Annotated in this window: 12 protein-coding genes; all 12 read left to right on the top strand. The window is 63.2% G+C overall.

The genetic code is table 11. From position 1 onward, the window contains the following. The first annotated feature begins 93 nt into the window (after positions 1 to 93). The 12 genes from CDQ91_RS02345 to CDQ91_RS02290 all read left to right on the top strand — a co-directional run bounded on the left by CDQ91_RS02345 (position 94) and on the right by CDQ91_RS02290 (position 16,981). Entirely contained in the window at positions 94 to 2,010 is a 1,917-nt protein-coding gene (locus CDQ91_RS02345; RefSeq protein ID WP_237245779.1) for a serine hydrolase domain-containing protein, read from the top strand. Between the two features lie 182 nt (positions 2,011 to 2,192). Further along, positions 2,193 to 3,239, top strand: coding sequence for an N-acetyltransferase DgcN family protein (locus tag CDQ91_RS02340; protein ID WP_237245778.1), 1,047 nt, complete (start codon positions 2,193 to 2,195; stop codon positions 3,237 to 3,239). Next, positions 3,236 to 4,405 (top strand): YkvI family membrane protein, encoded by a 1,170-nt coding sequence (locus tag CDQ91_RS02335; RefSeq protein ID WP_237245777.1) that lies wholly within the window; start codon positions 3,236 to 3,238, stop codon positions 4,403 to 4,405. Before CDQ91_RS02340 ends, CDQ91_RS02335 begins: the two co-directional genes overlap by 4 nt. Further along, entirely contained in the window at positions 4,402 to 5,997 is a 1,596-nt protein-coding gene (locus tag CDQ91_RS02330; RefSeq protein ID WP_088471077.1) for a serine hydrolase, read from the top strand. Before CDQ91_RS02335 ends, CDQ91_RS02330 begins: the two co-directional genes overlap by 4 nt. Then, positions 5,994 to 7,073 (top strand): alpha/beta hydrolase, encoded by a 1,080-nt coding sequence (locus CDQ91_RS02325; protein WP_088471076.1) that lies wholly within the window; start codon positions 5,994 to 5,996, stop codon positions 7,071 to 7,073. The genes CDQ91_RS02330 and CDQ91_RS02325 overlap by 4 nt, the downstream gene beginning before the upstream one ends. Before the next feature lie 45 nt (positions 7,074 to 7,118). Further along, positions 7,119 to 8,741 (top strand): N-acyl-D-amino-acid deacylase family protein, encoded by a 1,623-nt coding sequence (locus CDQ91_RS02320; RefSeq protein ID WP_088471075.1) that lies wholly within the window; start codon positions 7,119 to 7,121, stop codon positions 8,739 to 8,741. A gap of 23 nt (positions 8,742 to 8,764) precedes the next feature. Next, positions 8,765 to 10,204 (top strand): serine hydrolase domain-containing protein, encoded by a 1,440-nt coding sequence (locus CDQ91_RS02315; RefSeq protein WP_158213601.1) that lies wholly within the window; start codon positions 8,765 to 8,767, stop codon positions 10,202 to 10,204. Between the two features lie 25 nt (positions 10,205 to 10,229). Beyond that, the gene (locus CDQ91_RS02310) at positions 10,230 to 11,240 is read left to right on the top strand and encodes a dipeptide epimerase (protein WP_088471073.1); all 1,011 of its coding nucleotides are present in this window, start codon (positions 10,230 to 10,232) and stop codon (positions 11,238 to 11,240) included. Between the two features lie 28 nt (positions 11,241 to 11,268). After that, positions 11,269 to 12,561, top strand: a complete 1,293-nt coding sequence (locus CDQ91_RS02305) for a metal-dependent hydrolase family protein (RefSeq protein ID WP_088471410.1) — start codon at positions 11,269 to 11,271, stop codon at positions 12,559 to 12,561. 162 nt (positions 12,562 to 12,723) lie between these two features. Continuing rightward, a complete protein-coding gene (locus CDQ91_RS02300) occupies positions 12,724 to 14,688 on the top strand; it encodes a serine hydrolase domain-containing protein (RefSeq protein WP_088471072.1) in 1,965 nt (654 codons plus the stop codon). Then, positions 14,688 to 15,698: a dipeptide epimerase gene (locus tag CDQ91_RS02295; protein WP_088471071.1), complete on the top strand. Its 1,011-nt coding sequence runs from the start codon at positions 14,688 to 14,690 to the stop codon at positions 15,696 to 15,698. The genes CDQ91_RS02300 and CDQ91_RS02295 overlap by 1 nt, the downstream gene beginning before the upstream one ends. Then, positions 15,695 to 16,981, top strand: a complete 1,287-nt coding sequence (locus tag CDQ91_RS02290) for a peptide MFS transporter (protein WP_088471070.1) — start codon at positions 15,695 to 15,697, stop codon at positions 16,979 to 16,981. The genes CDQ91_RS02295 and CDQ91_RS02290 overlap by 4 nt, the downstream gene beginning before the upstream one ends. Positions 16,982 to 17,025: the final 44 nt, after the last annotated feature.

Here is a 17,025-nt window from a genome sequence, read left to right as displayed (position 1 = left end):
GACGGCTAAATCAGGAGGGAGAGGGTTATGCGGTTCCTAAAGTCATGCGGGTTGCTGGCCGCGGTGATGCTTTTCGGGGCTGTGGCGCCGCCGATGACCGAATCTGCGGCGCGTCCGCCCGCCGCTGCACCTTCGGTAGAACCGCGCGACATGCGCGTATCGCCTTCCGCTCCCGCGATGGTCAAAAGCGACGTCGACGCCTGGCTCGACGGCTATATGCCCTATGCCCTCAAACGCGGCGATGCTGCGGGCGCGGTCGTAGTCGTTGTTAAGGACGGAGCGGTGCTGACGCAGCGGGGGTTCGGCTATGCCGATGTCGCGGCGCGGCGGCCGGTGGATCCCGAGATGACGCTTTTTCGCCAGGCATCGGTTTCAAAGCTCTTCACTTGGACCGCAGTGATGCAGATGGTTGAACAGGGCAAGGTTGATCTCGATCGCGACGTAAACGCTTATCTTGATTTCAAAATTCCCGCATATGACGGCCGACCCATCACAATGCGCAATCTGATGACGCATACCGGGGGCTTCGATGAGGTGCAGCGGGCGCTCAATAGCTATGATCCCAATGGCGCGCCGCCGCTGGGCGACATGCTGAAACGCTCATTGCCGAAACGCATTTATGCACCGGGATCGACCCCAGCCTATTCCAACTATGGTACGGCGCTGGCTGCCTATGTCGTCGAGCGCGTGTCGGGCGTGCCGTTCGACACTTACGCCGAACAGCGCATCTTCGCGTCCGCCGGTATGGCGCGGTCGAGCTTTCGCCAGCCGCTCCCTGCGTCGCTGCGGCCGTTGATGGCCAGCGGATATAAGTTGGGATCGGGCAAGCCGGGTCGGTTTGAGATAAGTAACCTCGCTCCCGCGGGCGGCTTGACGACGTCGGGCGCCGACATGGGGCGCTTCATGCTGGCGCATCTGAACAATGGCGGCGCGTTGCTGAAGCCAGCGACCGCAGCGCAGATGCACGGCACCATATCGAGGGCGATTCCGGCGCTGAACGGCATGGCGCTGGGTTTCTACGAGCAGAATATCAATGGCCGCAAAGCCATTTCGCACGCCGGGGACAGCATTAACTTCCATAGCCAGCTCTGGCTTTTCCCCGAAGAAAAGGTCGGCATTTACATGTCGATGAACGCCGGGGGCACACAAAATGTGTCGGGCCCGATCCGCAGCTATTTGTTCGAAGCCTTTGCCGATCGCTATTTCCCGTTCGCGCAGCGCGACGGCCGGGTCGACGCCGCCACCGCGCGCGAGCATGCGCGGATGATGGTTGGCACCTATAACAAGACCCGCCGGATCGAAACGAGCTTCCTGAAGGCAATGGAGCTTTCCGGACAGGTCAAGGTCACGCTCGACCGCGATGGACGGATTCAATTCAGCGCGTCGTCGGGCATGGGTGGCCAGGCCCGCAAATGGGTCGAGATTGAGCCCTTTGTCTGGCGCGACGAGGGTAGCAAGGCGCGCCTCGCTGCCAAGGTCGAAAATGGCCGCGTCACCCGGATCGGCCTCGATTCCTCGTCGCCCTTCATGCTGTTCGAGCCGGTGCCATGGTATCTTTCTAGCGCCTGGCTCACGCCTGCCTTTTTGTTCAGTCTTGGCGTGCTGTTGCTCACCGCGATTGCATGGCCGGTCTCGGCATGGGCTCGGCGCCACTATGGCGTCAAGGCGACGCTCCCTCCCGCGGCGGTGAAAAGCTATCGCGTGACTCGTGGCCTGGCAGGACTCGCTGTCGCTGTGATGGCCGGATGGTTCCTGTTCGCCTCTGCGCTCTTGTCGGATTTCTCGTCGATGAGCGGTGAACTCGACTGGGCGCTGATCATGCTTTTGATCGCCACGCCGATTGTGTTCATGGGGCTGCTGGCCAGCGCCGCGTGGAATGTCTGGCACGTCTGGACGGGCAAGCGGGGCCGGTTCGCGAAATCCTGGAGCGTCGTGCTGCTGTTCTGTGCGGTTGTGCTTCTGTGGGTCGCCTTGGGTTTTCACCTGATCGCCTTTGACACCCACTTCTGATCCAGGGCCGGGCGCGCCGCATGCGCGCTCGGACGGTCCCATTGGATAAAGAATTTTTCAAATTTTCTTGATATTATCAAATTTTGAAAATAGACTTGAAACAGGACAACAGCGAAGAGGGGCGTGGGATCGTTGCCGCAGCGGCATTGCACCTAGGCCTCCTTCCGATTTTGGTGAGAGCCGTGAACATTCAAACATCCCTCGACACTGCCGCCGGTGCCCTGAGCCTGCCTCAGCCCTATTTGCTGTTTCTTGGCGATACGACCGAGAGCGGTTTTGCGAAAACGGCTTATGGGCTGCGCGATTGGGCTCCCGAAAAGTGCGTCGGCGAATACGCGCTGCCCGCCGCGAAGGTCAGCACCGGACTGAAGGTGCTGACGCCCGCCGAAGCAGCCGCAAAGGGCGCGCGTTCACTGTTGATCGGGGTCGCCAACAGCGGCGGCATTATTCCGGCAAGCTGGATCCCCGCGCTGGCTGAAGCGCTGGAGGCGGGGCTGGATATCGTCAGCGGTATGCACGTCCGTTTGTCCGATGTCCCCGGCCTTGCGGAATTGGCGGAACGGCTCGGGCGGCAGTTGATTGACGTACGCGATCCGCCGCGTAACCTGTTGATCGGCAATGGGCGTAAGCGTTCGGGCAAGCGGTTGCTGACCGTTGGAACCGATTGCGCACTGGGCAAGAAATATACCGCGCTCGCCATTTCGCGTGCCTTCGCCGACCGCGGGGTCGATGTCGATTTTCGTGCAAGTGGCCAGACCGGGATCATGATCGCCGGCGGTGGCATTCCGATGGACGCGGTGATCTCCGATTTTGAAGCGGGTGCGGCCGAGATGCTCAGTCCCGACGCCGATCCGGCGCATTGGGATATTGTCGAGGGGCAGGGGTCGCTGTTGCATCCCGCCTATGCCGCTGTGTCGCTTGGCCTGCTGCACGGCAGCCAGCCCGACGTGATCGTCGTCTGTCATCAGCCGGGCCGCGAGCAGATGCTGGGAACCCCTGGCTATGCGGTGCCGAGCATCGAGGAGGCGATCGACCTCAACCTGCGCCTCGGCGCGCGGACCAATGCAGCGATCCGTTGTGGCGGTGTCTCGTTCAACACCTCGCATCTCGGCGAGGAGGAAGCGATCGCGCTGATGGCGAGCGAAAGCGAGAGGCTGGGATTGCCGGTCGCTGACCCTATCCGCGGCGGTGAGGCTTTCGCCCGCTTGGTGGATAACTGCCTCGCATGAGCGGAATGGCCGCCCCGGCAGCGACAGCTGGATCCTCCTGGTTCCAGCGGTTCCTGCTGCCGGGTTTCGCCTTCAAGGCCGTTGTGATCGGTGGTGGCTATGCCACCGGACGCGAGCTTGCGGAATTTTTCCTGCCAAGCGGGCCGTGGGGCGGATTGGCGGCGATGCTGCTCGCGATGCTGCTGTGGAGCGTCATCTGCGCGGCGACCTTCGCCTTTGCGCGTGCAGTGGGGGCGTTCGATTATCGCAGCTTCTTCGAGAAATTATTGGGCCGCGGCTGGATCCTGTTCGAGATCGCCTATGTCCTGTTCGTCACGCTCATCCTTGCGGTGTTCGGCGCTGCCGCGGGCGAGATTGGCAGCGCGGTCTTTGGCCTGCCGTCGATCGCCGGAACCATCAGCCTCGCCGCGCTGATCGCACTATTCGCGACCTTCGGCAACAGCTCGGTCGAGGGCTTGTTCAAATATGTCTCCTTCCTGCTTTACGGCGTTTATGCGCTGTTCATGGTCTTGGCGCTGAGCAGCTTTGGCGACCTGATCGTAGCGCGCTTTGCCATCCCGACGCCGACCGACGGCTGGGCGCTGGGTGGCCTGACCTATGCCAGCTACAATGTTGTCGGCGCGGTGGTGATCCTGCCCGTCGTCCGCCACATGACCAGCCAGCGCGACGCGATCGTCTCGGGCCTGATCGCAGGCCCGCTCGCGATGGTGCCCGCAGTGCTGTTCTTCATCGCGATGATCGCCTTTTATCCCGGTATCATCAACGAGACGCTTCCGTCGGACTTCATGCTCCAAAAGCTGGAACTGCCGATCTTCCACCTGCTGTTCCAACTGATGATTTTTGCCGCGCTGCTCGAAAGCGGGGCGGGGTCGGTGCACGCAATCAACGAGCGTATTGATGCGGCGCTCAAGGCGCGGCGCGGGCAATCGCTGAGCAACCGGGCGCGCGGCGCGATCGCCGGCGCGCTATTGATCGGGTGCATGTTCATCGCCGACCGCTTCGGCCTCGTCGCGCTGATTGCCAGCGGATATCGCGCGCTCGCTTATATCTTCCTCGCGACCTATGTCGTGCCGCTGCTGACGCTCGGGCTCTACCGCCTGATCCGCAGCCATTTCGCCCACAAGAAACAGGCGCTTCAAAGCGCTGCTCAGGGAAACCCGTCATGATATTTTCCGTCAACCGCCGGCGCTTGGCCTGCCTGCTAGCCGCCGCAGCGCTCGCCCCAGGCCTCGCCTCCGCGACGCCGCCCGAAGGCATCGAAGCGCGGATCGAAGCGATCCGCACCGCAGCGGGCGTCCCCGGTATGTCGGTCGCGATCGTCGAGCAGGGCAAGGTCACGCTCGCCGAGGGGTTCGGCACGCGCAAGCTGGGCAGCAACGAAAAGGTCGACGCCGACACGATCTTCCCGACCGGATCGAGCGGCAAGGCGGTCACCTCAGCCGCGCTCGCGGTACTGGTCGATCAGGGCAAGATAAAATGGGACGACAAGGTGATCGATCACCTGCCGGGCTTTCAGATGTACGACCCGTGGGTGACGCGCGAAATGACGATTCGCGATTTGCTCGTCCATCGCAGCGGCCTCGGGCTGGGGGCGGGCGATCTGCTGTTCGTGCCGCGCACCAATCTTAGCCGCAGCGAGAGCGTTAAGCGCCTGCGCCATATCAAGCCCGCGACCAGCTTCCGCAGCGGCTATGCCTACGACAATGTGCTCTACATGGTCGCAGGCGAGTTGATCGAGGCGGTTTCCGGCCAGACATGGGAAGCCTTTACCCGCGAGCATATCATCAAGGCTGCCGGGATGCAGGAATCGACCAGCGACAGCGTGGAGCGCTTTGCTACCGCCAACCGGGCCTTTCCGCATGCGCGGATGAACGGCGGGCTGCGCGGCGCGGGCGATCAGGAACAGCTCGACGAACATGACGAGCTCGGCCGCAACGCCGCCCCCGCCGGAGGCATGGCGATGAGCGCGAGCGACCTTGCGCGTTGGCTGCAAATCCAGCTCGCGCAGGGCAAGCTGCCCGAGGGCGAAGGCCGGCTGTTCAGCGAAGCGGCGTCGCGTGAAATGTGGACACCGTCGGTGCTCATGCCGATCGCTCCGGTTCCCGAAGCGTTCCAGGCGACGCAGCCGAACTTCGACACTTATGCGCTCGGCTGGATGGTGCGCGACTATCAGGGGGTCAAGCTTGTGACCCACCGCGGCGCGGTGTTCGGATTTTTGACGATGGTCATGCTGATCCCCGAAAAACAGGTCGGATTTTCGATCACGATCAACTCGGAAGACGGCGAGGTCATCCACGGTCTCACCTATGAATTGCTCGATCATTATCTGGGCCGGCCCAAAGCGGGCTGGCCGGAAAAGTGGTCGGCGCGGGTCAAGGATCGGGTTGCTGAAGCGCAGCAAGCGCTGAAAGCGGTTCAGGCGAAGCCCGCGAAGACAGGTCCCTCGCTTCCGCGTGTGCGCTATGCCGGCAACTATAACGACCCCTGGTACGGCAATATCGTGGTGCGCGAGGACAAGGGGCGGTTGACGATCGATTTCCAGTCGACCCCGCGGATGCGCGGGACGCTGGAGCATTGGCAATATGACAGCTTCATCACGCGGTTCGAGGATAAGTCGATCGAGCCAGCCTATGTGACCTTCGGCCTCGACGCCGACGGCAAGGTCGAGCGGGTGACGATGAAGCCCGTCTCGCCGATCGCCGATTTTAGTTACGATTATCAAGATCTTCTGTTCACTCCGGCGAAGGACGCGAAATGACGAAGCTGACAGGTTGGCGGCGCGCCCGACGCTGGATCAAGCGCATCCTGCTGGGACTTCTCGCCCTGCTGATCCTCGTGCTCGTGGTGGGCATGATTTATGAAGCGCTGGGACGCCGAAATGCCCAGGCGAATTATCCACCGCGCGGGCAGATGGTCGATGTCGGCGGGCGCAAGATGCACATTGATTGCCGGGGTACCGGTTCGCCGACGGTGATTCTGGAATCTGGACTGGGCACCGGTGGAACGACCGACTGGACGCTGGTTCATGACGAGATTGCGGGCTTCACCCGTACCTGCGCCTATGACCGCGCGGGGATTATGTGGAGCGACCCCAAGGATACGCCTCAGCGCGCCTCGGCGGTGGCCGACGATCTTCATGCGTTGTTGAAGGGCGCGGGGATCAACGATCGGCTGATACTCGTCGGCCATTCGATTGGCGGCCCCTACACCCGCACTTATGTAGGCAAATATGGCGATCAGGTCGCCGGGCTGGTGATGGTCGATCCGTCGCACCCCGATCAGGTCGCGCGGCTCGGCAAAGTGGCAGGGATTGATGTCCATCCGAAGCGGGCGTCGACCATCATGTATGCGGCAACGGCGCTGTCGTGGACGGGCCTCACCCGCTTTATGTTCTCGCGCGGTGACAAGCCGAAGCTTCGGACCGCAGCCGAGACCAAAAGGCTCGGTGACGCGCTGGCGATATCGGCCGCCTATAGCAGCACATCGGTGACGGGTTCGCGTTCCGAACTCACAGGCTTCGATGACACGATGGCCGATGCGCGCGCGGTTCACAGCTTTGGCAACCGCCCGGTGATCGTGTTGACCGCGATGGCGCCGATCAAGCCCGAGCAACTCAAAGCAATGGGCCTGACGGTGGAAGATGGCGCGCGCTTCAAGCAGGAATGGAAGCAACTCCATACCGAGCAGGCCGCATTTTCGACCCGCGGGCGTCAGCAGACCGTGCCCGACGCCACCCATTATATCCAGGTCGATCGGCCTGAGGTGGTGATCGCCGCGGTGCGCGATGTCGTCGATACGGTGCGCGCTGACGCTCAGGCCGCCGCCAAGAAATAGCAGGAAATTTGGCGGTCCCCCGGCCGCCCACAGGGAGATGATAATATGAAGCACAAGATTCTCTTCGGCGCCTTGTCGATGCTGCTCGTCGCCAATGCCCCGGCGCCCGAATATGACATCGTCATTCGCGGTGGCCGCGTCCTCGACGGCGCGGGCAATCCGTGGGTCCGCGCCGATGTCGCAGTCAAGGACGGCAAAGTCGTTCGCATCGGACAAATCCCCGGGCACGGGACGAAGGAAATCGACGCCAAGGGCCGCTATGTGTCGCCGGGTTTCATCGACATGATGGATCAGTCCGGCCGCGTCCTGCTCAAGAGCGGCGCAGCCGAGAATAAGCTGCGAATGGGAGTGACGACCGTCATTGCTGGCGAAGGCGGGCCTCCGGCGGCGGCAGCCGAGATTCCGGCCTACTTCCAGACGCTGGAAAAGCAGGGCATTTCGGTCAATTATGGCACCTACTATTCCTCGACGCAGGCGCGGATGAAGGTGATGGGCGACGGCGCCGGATCTCCGACCCCGGCGCAGCTCGAGGAAATGGGGCGCGAGGTCAAGATCGCGATGGAGAATGGTGCGTTCGGCATTTCCAGCGCGCTCATTTACGCCCCGAGTAGCTTCCAGAAGACCTCCGACCTCGTCTCACTGGCCAAAGTCGCGGCGCAGTGTGACGGCTTTTACGCGACGCATATGCGTGACGAGAGCGAAGGGCTGGTCCAGGCGATCGAGGAAGCGATCGAGATCGGCGAAAAGGGCGGCGTGAAGGTCGAGATTTTTCACCTGAAGGCGGCCTTTGCCCCCGGCTGGGGCAAGCTGATGCCGCAGGCGGTGGCGACGATCAACGCGGCCCGCGCGCGCGGCGTCGATGTCGCGGCGGACCTTTATCCCTATACCGCCGGCGGAACCGGGCTCGAAATCATCGCGCCGAGCTGGGTGTGGGCCGACGGCCTGCAGAAAGGCATCGAGCGGCTGCGCGATCCCAAGGTGCGTGAGCGGATGAAGAAGGAAGTCGCCGCGGGATCGATGCCCGGCTGGTCGAACCTTGTTCATGCCTCGGGCGGCTTTGCCAATGTGCGGCTCGCCAATGGTTTCAGCAAGAAATATGAGCGCTTCCACGGCAAGAGCCTCGCGGAAATCGGCGCTACGCTGAACATCGACCCGGCGGATGCCGCGTGGGATATTGCGCTCGAAGGCCTGCCCAACCGTTCGGTCGCGCTCTATTTCATGATGAGCGAACAGGACATCGAAACCGCGCTGAAGCAGCCATGGGTCAGCATCGGCAGCGATGCCGCGGCGTCGGTCAATCTGGGAGAGGTCGACGCGCTCGGCCTGCCGCACCCGCGCGCTTATGGTACCTTTCCGCGCATCATCGCCGAATATGTGAAGCGCCGTCCGGTGCTGTCGCTGGAAGATGCCGTCCGTAAGATGACCGGTTGGCCGGCACAGCGCATGGGGCTCACCGATCGCGGGCTGATCCGCGACGGGATGCGCGCCGATATCGTGATCTTCGATCTCGACAAGCTCGACGACGGCGCGACATGGGAGAAGCCCACCGCGCTGCCGACCGGCATCGACACGGTGATCGTCAACGGCGTCGTGACGCTCGATGGCGGCAAGCATACCGGGGCCCGGGCGGGCGCCGTGCTGCGCCACGCATGTCGCGCCCAAAGCTGATCGACCATCAAAGGCGGTTCCCCATGATCCGGTATATTTCCAACATGAGCCTTGCCGGGCTCGCGCTTTCGGCGTCGATCCCGGCGCTCGCCGCCGCGCCGCCAATCGCAACGCCCTTTGATTTGGGTACGGCGGTTTCGGCGCAGGTCGCCTGCGCGAGCATCTTCGTCGCGGGGCGTGCTGAGGCCGATGTGCTGCGCGACGATGTTCAGGGGTTTGCGCCCTTCACGAAAACTATCGTTCTGGCGGTCGACCGTAATGCGCGCACCGTCACTGCATCGATGCCGGGCGCCGCGACGCGCACCGCGCTGTATCGTCCGGTTGTGGGTTGCACATTGCTGACCGGCGATGTGTCGACCGCCGTGCTCGATACGCAGGCGGCGCGGCTCAAGCCGACGCGGGGAAATGCCGCGAAGCCGTGGCCGATGGGCGATGCTCCGGTGCGGAGGCTTCAGGTGGCGGCGGAAGCGAAGCTCGACCGGGCCGCGCTCGACAAGGCGGTGAACGCGACCTTCGACGAACAGAATAAGGGCGGCTATCCTGACACGCGGGCGATCGTGGTGGTGCAGGGCGGGGCGATTGTCGCCGAACGCTATGCGCCGGGGTTCGACCGGAACACCGAATTGCTCGGCTGGTCGGCGAGCAAGAGCATCATGGGAACGCTGGTCGGCTTGCTTGTCGACGACGGCGTGCTTAAGCTCGACGATCCGGCTCCGGTTCCCGAGTGGCAGGGCGCGGGCGATCCGCGCGGAAAGATCACGCTGCGGCAGTTGCTGACGATGACGAGCGGGCTTAGCTTCAGCGAAAGCTATGTGCCCGGCAATGACTCGATCAAGATGCTGTTCGAGGCGGGCGACATGGGTGCTCTCGCGGCGGCGCAGCCGCTGAAGCATGAGCCCGGCACAAGCTGGAGCTATTCGTCGGGCACGACCAATATATTGTCGCGGATCGTGTTTCAGGCGACCGGCGGGACGCTGGAGGGTATGACGCGCTTTGCGCAGAAGCGGTTGTTCGAGCCTACCGGTATGACCAGTGCCTTGATCGAACCCGACGAAGCGGGTGTGCAGGTCGGCAGTTCCTATGCCTATGCTACCGCGCGCGACTGGGCGCGTTATGGGCTGCTCCATCTCAACAAGGGCAGGGCCGGGGGCAAGCAATTGCTTTCCAAAGAATGGCTCGATTTCGCCGTGACGCCGACCCCGGCCGCCCCGCAGCCCTTCTATGGCGCGCAACTCTGGCTGAACGTCGCCGAAGCTGACGGCGAGCATAGGAAGCTCTTTCCGGACGTGCCTGCCGATGCCGTGATGGCGCGGGGACATAGTTTCCAGATTGTCGCGACCATCCCGTCGCAGGATGCGGTGATCGTCCGTCTCGGCTGGACGCCCGAGGGGCAGAAATTCGACTGGAATAAATATGTAGGACAGATCGCGGCGGCGCTGGCGCCGGCCGTACCTGCACCCTGAAGTGACCGATGAAGGACAGATTTTGATGACCTCGCATTCCCCCCTTTCGCTCGACCTTGCGGTCGAATCCTTCCCGTTCGCCAAGCCTTTTCGCATTTCGGGGCATGTTTTCACCGATGCAGCGCTCGTCGTCGTCACCTTGTCCGACGGTGAACATATCGGGCGCGGCGAAGCGTCGGGGGTTTATTATCTGAACGACGATGTCGCGACGATGTCGGCGGGGATCGAAAGCGTCCGCGATGCGGTCAGCGCCGGGATCACGCGGGCGGAATTGCAGAGCCTGCTGCCCGCCAATGGCGCGCGCAATGCGATCGACGCGGCCTTGTGGGAACTCGAGGCACGGCGCAGTGGCGTTCCGGTCTGGGAACTCGCGGGGCTTCCCGAACCTCGTCCGCTGCTGACGACATTCACCCTGGGCGCCGACGATCCCGATGTGATGGCACAAGGGGCGCTGGACTACGCGCAGGCACGCGCGCTCAAGCTGAAGCTTACCGGCGATCTTGAGGTAGATATTGCGCGTGTGCAGGCAGTACGCGCGGCGCGGCCTGAATGCTGGATGGGGGTCGACGCCAATCAGGGTTTTGAAATCGGTGACCTCGACCGGCTGGTCGCCGCGCTCGTCGCGGCCGATGTAAAGCTGCTAGAACAGCCGTTGGCGCGCGGGCGCGAGGCCGACCTCACCGGTTATCAATGCCCGATCCCGATCGCTGCCGATGAAAGCGTGCTGACGCTCGCCGACGTCGACGGGCTCGTCGGCCGCTTCGATGTCGTGAATATCAAGCTCGACAAGTGCGGCGGGCTGACCGAAGGTTTGGCGATGGCGCGGCGCGCGCGCGAACTCGGGCTTGGCGTGATGGTCGGCAATATGGTGAGCACCAGCCTTGCGATGGCGCCGGCGTTCATCCTGGGCCAGCTTTGCGATATCGTCGATCTCGACGGGCCGATCTTCTTGGCTGCTGATCGCGAACCGTCCATTGAATATACCGATGGCAACGCATGGTGCGGAGAAGCGATCTGGGGCCGCGCAGGCGCTTGATCGCCACGACGCGATGGGGGTGGATGATATGAAGAAGTTGATGTTCGGCGCTGTCGCGCTTGCCGCTTTCGTTCAGCCGCTCGCGGCGCAGGAAGCGGCCTCAACCACCACCTATATCCACGCCGGACGCCTGTTGGCCGATCCGGCGAGCGGTCGCGTCGAAACGAACAAAACGATTGTCGTCGAGGCGGGGAAGATCGCCGCAATTCGTGACGGCTTCGTTGGCGATGGCAAGATTGTCGACCTTCGCGACCAGTTTGTGATGCCGGGCTTCATCGACAGCCATGTCCATCTGACTTTCGAATCCAGTCCGACGAGCCGCCTCGACGCCGTAACTAAATCGACGGTCGATCAGGCGTTCGACGGGGTTGTCTTTGCCGGGCGAACGGTTCGTGCGGGGTTCACCACTGTAGTGGACTTGGGATCCGATCCGCAAGCGATCAACGCGCTGCGGGACGCCACCGCAACGGGCAAGGTCGTCGGGCCGCGGATTATCGCCGCCGGGGGCGTCGCGGCGCATGGCGGGCACGGCGATATCCACGGCTATCGACAGGAAATCCTCGACCTGTTCCGCGCGCCGACGCTCTGCTCGGGCGCCGATGATTGCGCGCGCGCGGTCCGGCTCGCGGTGCAGCAGGGCGCCGACGTCATCAAGACGGCCTCAACTGGCGGCGTGATGTCGAACACCGCGGCGGGGCTGGGCCAACAAATGACCGACGCCGAACTGGTCTCGATCGTCGATACCGCGCACCGGCTCGGCCGCAAGGTGGCGGCGCATGCGCATGGGACAGATGGGGTCAATGCCGCGCTGCGCGCTGGCGTCGATTCGGTTGAGCATGGCACTTATCTCGACGAGGAATCGATCCGGCTGTTCAAGGCGAAGGGAAGCTATCTGGTTCCCACGTTGCTCGCGGGTGATACCGTCGCGCGCCAAGCCGAAACCGCCGATTGGATGCCGGCCCCGGTTCGCGCGAAGGCGCGGACGGTCGGTCCGCTGATGATCGACGCGACCCGCCGCGCTCACCGTGCGGGGGTGCGTATCGCGTTCGGCACCGATTCTGCGGTGTCGGTACATGGCGAAAATGCGCGCGAATTTGCGCTGATGGTGAAGGCGGGGCTCACTCCGCTCGATGCAATTCGTGCGGCGACCGTCTGGGGCGCCGCCCACACCGGCCTCGAAAAGGAAGTTGGTACGCTTTCTGCTGGCAAGACGGCCGACATCGTTGCGGTGAAGGGCGATCCGCTGACGGATGTGAGCGTGCTCGAAGCCATGGGCTTCGTCATGGCGCGCGGCGTCGTGGTACGGGCGAACGCCGACTGAGGCGTCGCGAGCGACGGGACGTCGCTGGCGAGCACCTCCCTTTAAAGCACATTGACAATTTTCAATTTCGGCCATTATGTTTCATATTTGAAAATATGCTGAAATGCGATGTGGCGCGCTGAACTGGCGGACAGCCATAGCTGTGAAAATAGGGGAATTGGGATGCGAAAGTTCAAGCTGTTCGCGCTGTTGCCGTTGGCCTTGGTGGTCGGGACTGCGGCGTCGAAACCTGCGACTCCGCCTGTGCCCGTCGCGGCGCCGAGCGCGCCGTCCGTTGCACCTTCGGTTTTTCCGGCCCCGGCTACCCTGACGAAGCAAGACGTCGATACATGGCTTGATGGCATGATGCCCTTCGCGCTGCGGAGAGGTGATCTCGCCGGTGCCGTGATTGTCGTCGTCAAGGACGGGCAGGTGCTGACGCAGCGCGGCTTTGGCTATGCCGATGCGGCGAAGCGCACGCCGGTCGATCCCGCCCGTACGCTCTTCCGCCCCGGATCGGTGTCGAAGCTCTTCACCTGGACCGCGGTGATGCAGCAGGTCGAGGCCGGGAAGATAGACCTCGACGCCGACGTCAATACCTACCTCGATTTCAAGATCCCGCTGAAAGACGGTAAGCCTGCCACGATGCGCCAGCTGATGACGCATACGGCGGGGTTTGAAGAACATGGCAAGCTGACCATGTTCGACAATCCGAAATTCCAGATTCCACTGGGAGATCTGGTGAAGAGTGGCATTCCCAGCCGCATTTATGCTGCGGGCTCGACGCCGTCATATTCGAATTATGGCACCGCGCTGGCGGGTTATATCGTCGAGCGCGTATCGAAGATGTCGTTCGACGATTATGTCGAGCAGCGGATTTTCCAGCCGATCGGCATGGCGCAATCGACCTTCCGCCAGCCGCTTCCCAAGGCTTTCGCGCCGTGGATGGCGACCGGATATCGCCAGCTTTCGACCGGGCCGTACAAGTTTGAAATCGTCGGCCCGTCGCCGGCGGGCGGCCTGTCCTCGACCGGCGCCGATATAGGAAAGTTCATGATCGCGCACCTGGGTCAGGGTGCTGGCCTGATGAAGCCCGAAACTGCGCGGATGATGCACGACACGCCGCTGACCATCCTGCCGCCGCTCAACCGGATGGAGCTGGGTTTCTTTGAAACCAACATCAACGGTCGTCAGGTGATCGGGCATCTGGGCGACACCCAGGCATTCCACAGCGCGCTCCATCTGTTCATGAAAGAAAATGTCGGCATCTACATGTCGTTCAACGCGACAGGTGAGCAGGGCTCGGTCGGGCCGGTACGCCGCGTATTGTTTGAAGATTTCGCCGATCGCTATTTTCCCGGCAATGAAATGCCGGGCACCCGCGTCGATGCGAAGACGTCGGCCGAGCATGCGAAAATGCTTGTCGGCAACTGGCTCAACAGCCGCCGTGCAGAGACGAATTTCTATGCGCTCGCGTCGCTGCTCAGCCAGGTGAAGATCAGCGTCAATGCCAAGGGTGAACTGATCGTTCCGGCCGGACGCGACCTGAGCGGAAAACCCGCCATGTGGGTCGAGACTTCGCCCTTCGAGTGGCACAATGCCAATGGCCATGGGCGGCTTGCCGCGAAAGTCGTCGATGGCAAGGTCGTGCGCTGGAGCATCGACGGTATTTCGCCTTTCATGGTGTTCGACCGTGCGCCGGCGTCCAAGTCGTCGGCGTGGATCATGCCCGCGCTTTATGTCGGCCTTGGCGTCCTTCTGATTACCTTGCTTCAGTGGCCGGTGTCGGCTCTGATCCGCCGCCACTACAAGACGCCGCTCACGCTTTCGCGCCGTTCGCTTCGCGTTTATCGCGGCGTCCGCGTCGCTGGCGGACTGGTGGTTGCGCTGGTCGCCGCGTGGGCGATCAGCCTGTCGACGCTGAAGGCGCTGCCTTCCTATGATCCGTGGCTTTGGTTCCTCCAGATCGCCGGATTGATCATATTGGTCGGCGGCGTCGTGCTGGCTGCGCTCAACCTTCGGAACGTGCGTCAGGAGAAGCGCGGCTGGTTCCGCACGCTTTGGGCGACGCTCATCCTGCTCGCGATCCTGCTGACCCTCTATGTCGCATGGACCTTTGGCCTTATCGCAATGACGGTGAATTATTGATGTCACGTTTGAAACTGGGCGTCTCGGTCGAGACGCTCCGCCTTGCCGCACCCTTCCGCATTTCGGGCCATGTCTTTGATGGGCGCGATGCGGTCATCGTCACCCTCGACGATGGCACACACATCGGGCGGGGCGAGGCGACCGGCGTCTATTATATCGGCGATGATCTCGCCCATATGCTCGCGGCGCTGGATGGAGCCCGCGACGCAATCGAGGCCGGTCTTGCGCGCGCCGAGCTACGATCGATCCTGCCCGCGGGCGGGGCGCGCAATGCCGTCGATGCGGCGCTGTGGGAGCTGGAATCGAAACAGTCGGGCAAGCCGGTCTGGGCGCTCGCGGGGCTCGACGCGCCGCGGCCGCTGCGGACCACCTTCACGGTGGGGGCGGGCGAGCCTGCGAAGATGGCCGACGAAGCCACGGCCTATCGTCAGGCGCAGTCGATCAAGATCAAGCTTACCGGCGATCTCGACCTCGATGTCGCGCGAGTGAAGGCGATCCGTGCTGCGCGGCCCGATGTGTGGCTGGGCGTCGATGCCAATCAGGGCTTTGCGATCGGCGATCTCGACGGGCTCGTCGCGGCGATGGTTGCAGCGAATGTCTCGCTGATCGAACAGCCGCTGGCGCGCGGGTGTGAGGCCGATCTCGATGGCTATGATGCACCTATCCCGCTGGCCGCCGACGAAAGCGCGCTGACGCTGGACGATGTCGCGGGACTGAACGGGCGCTTCGACGTCTTCAACATCAAGCTCGACAAATGCGGCGGGCTGACCGAGGCGCTGATGATCGCCACCGCGTCGCGCGACGCCGGGCTGGACGTGATGGTCGGCTGCATGGTGTGCAGCAGCCTTGGCGCAGCGCCGGGCTTTGTCGTCGGCCAGCTTTGCGATCTTGTCGACCTCGACGGACCGACCTTCCTGAAACAGGACCGGACGCCGGGTGTCCTATATCGCGACGGCACAATCTGGTGCGATGAAGCGGTCTGGGGTGCGCGGGCGGTTGTCGCCGCATGACTAGCCAAGCGAGCGATCCCACCTGGTTTGGTCAGCCGCGCGGGCTGACCGTGCTGTTCCTGACCAATATGTGGGAGCAGTTCTCCTACTATGGGATGCGCGCGCTGCTGGTCTATTATATGACCAAAGAGCTGCTGATGACGCAGGGTCACAGCAGCTTTGTCTATGGCGCCTATACTGCCTGCGCCTATTTTACCCCGATCGTCGGCGGCGTGATCGCCGACCGCCTGCTCGGAAAGCGGCGCGCGGTCGTACTCGGCGCGACGATCATGGCGATCGGCCATTTCATGATGGCGTTCGAACCGCTCTTCTATTTCGCGCTCGCGACGATCGCGCTTGGCAACGGGCTTTTCCTCCCCAGCCTGCCCAGCCAGATCAACGACCTGTACAAGGCGGGCGATCCGCGGCGCGGATGGGCGTATAATGTCTATTATGTCGGCATCAACATCGGCGGTTTCCTCGCACCGCTGATCTGCGGCACCTTGGGCGAGCTTTACGGTTGGCACTATGGCTTTGGCGCTGCCGGGATCGGCATGTTCGCCGGATTGATCATCTATCTTTGGGGGCAGCGATACCTGCCGCCCGAACCGCCGCGCGTGCCGACCGCCGACATGCCGCCGATGCGCTGGGCCGATCATAAGGGCACTTTCATGGTGCTGCTCGCGGTCGCGCTGTCGGTCACCGTGTTCCGCGGCGCTTATGAGCAGGTCGGCAATACGGTTGCACTGTGGGCCGATACCGGGCTCGATCGCGGGCTGGGCGGTTTCACCATCCCGATGACCTGGTTCCAGTCGCTCAACCCGCTGCTCGTCATGTTGATGACGCCGCCGCTGCTCGCCTATTGGCACCGCCGCGCCGATGCGGGGAAAGACACGTCGCCAGCGCGCCGCATGGCGCTGGGCGCCGTCGTCGTCGCCTGCGCCTATATGCTGCTCGCCGCGGTCGAATGGGGCAGCGGCGACGCGAAGGCGCCGTGGCTGTGGTTCGCGATGTTCTTCGCCATCTTCACCTTTGGCGAACTGCTGGTTCTGCCGACGGGGCTGGGGCTGTTTGCCCGGCTCGCGCCGCCGCGGCTCGGCGCGACGACGGTTGCGGCCTGGTATCTGGCGATCTTTACCGGCAGCCTGTCGGCGGGACTTGTCGGGATGCTGTGGAGCTACGTCGATCATGCCTCCTTCTTTGCGATGCTCGGTTTGATTGCGCTGGCCGCTGCCTTGCTGCTGCGCTCGCTCGACGGCGCGGTGCGACGCGTCGATCCGACATGGGGCGCCAAGGGCGACTGACTGTGGCGTTGCGGCCCAGCGCTGCCGCGCTGGATTTTTGTTGC

Source organism: Sphingopyxis witflariensis, from assembly GCF_002205635.1.
GTDB classification, from domain to species: Bacteria; Pseudomonadota; Alphaproteobacteria; order Sphingomonadales; family Sphingomonadaceae; genus Sphingopyxis; species Sphingopyxis witflariensis.
Note: the sequence above shows the minus strand (reverse complement) of the source record. Positions and strands in the feature narration are given on the sequence as shown.

Bases quoted from the DNA above. Each gene is read 5' to 3' on its own strand.
- CDQ91_RS02345 (WP_237245779.1), top strand. From the start codon at position 94: ATGACCGAATCTGCGGCGCGTCCGCCCGCCGCTGCACCTTCGGTAGAA.
- CDQ91_RS02335 (WP_237245777.1), top strand. From the start codon at position 3,236: ATGAGCGGAATGGCCGCCCCGGCAGCGACAGCTGGATCCTCCTGGTTC.
- CDQ91_RS02330 (WP_088471077.1), top strand. From the start codon at position 4,402: ATGATATTTTCCGTCAACCGCCGGCGCTTGGCCTGCCTGCTAGCCGCC.
- CDQ91_RS02325 (WP_088471076.1), top strand. From the start codon at position 5,994: ATGACGAAGCTGACAGGTTGGCGGCGCGCCCGACGCTGGATCAAGCGC.
- CDQ91_RS02320 (WP_088471075.1), top strand. From the start codon at position 7,119: ATGAAGCACAAGATTCTCTTCGGCGCCTTGTCGATGCTGCTCGTCGCC.
- CDQ91_RS02315 (WP_158213601.1), top strand. From the start codon at position 8,765: ATGATCCGGTATATTTCCAACATGAGCCTTGCCGGGCTCGCGCTTTCG.
- CDQ91_RS02310 (WP_088471073.1), top strand. From the start codon at position 10,230: ATGACCTCGCATTCCCCCCTTTCGCTCGACCTTGCGGTCGAATCCTTC.
- CDQ91_RS02305 (WP_088471410.1), top strand. From the start codon at position 11,269: ATGAAGAAGTTGATGTTCGGCGCTGTCGCGCTTGCCGCTTTCGTTCAG.
- CDQ91_RS02300 (WP_088471072.1), top strand. From the start codon at position 12,724: ATGCGAAAGTTCAAGCTGTTCGCGCTGTTGCCGTTGGCCTTGGTGGTC.
- CDQ91_RS02295 (WP_088471071.1), top strand. From the start codon at position 14,688: ATGTCACGTTTGAAACTGGGCGTCTCGGTCGAGACGCTCCGCCTTGCC.
- CDQ91_RS02290 (WP_088471070.1), top strand. From the start codon at position 15,695: ATGACTAGCCAAGCGAGCGATCCCACCTGGTTTGGTCAGCCGCGCGGG.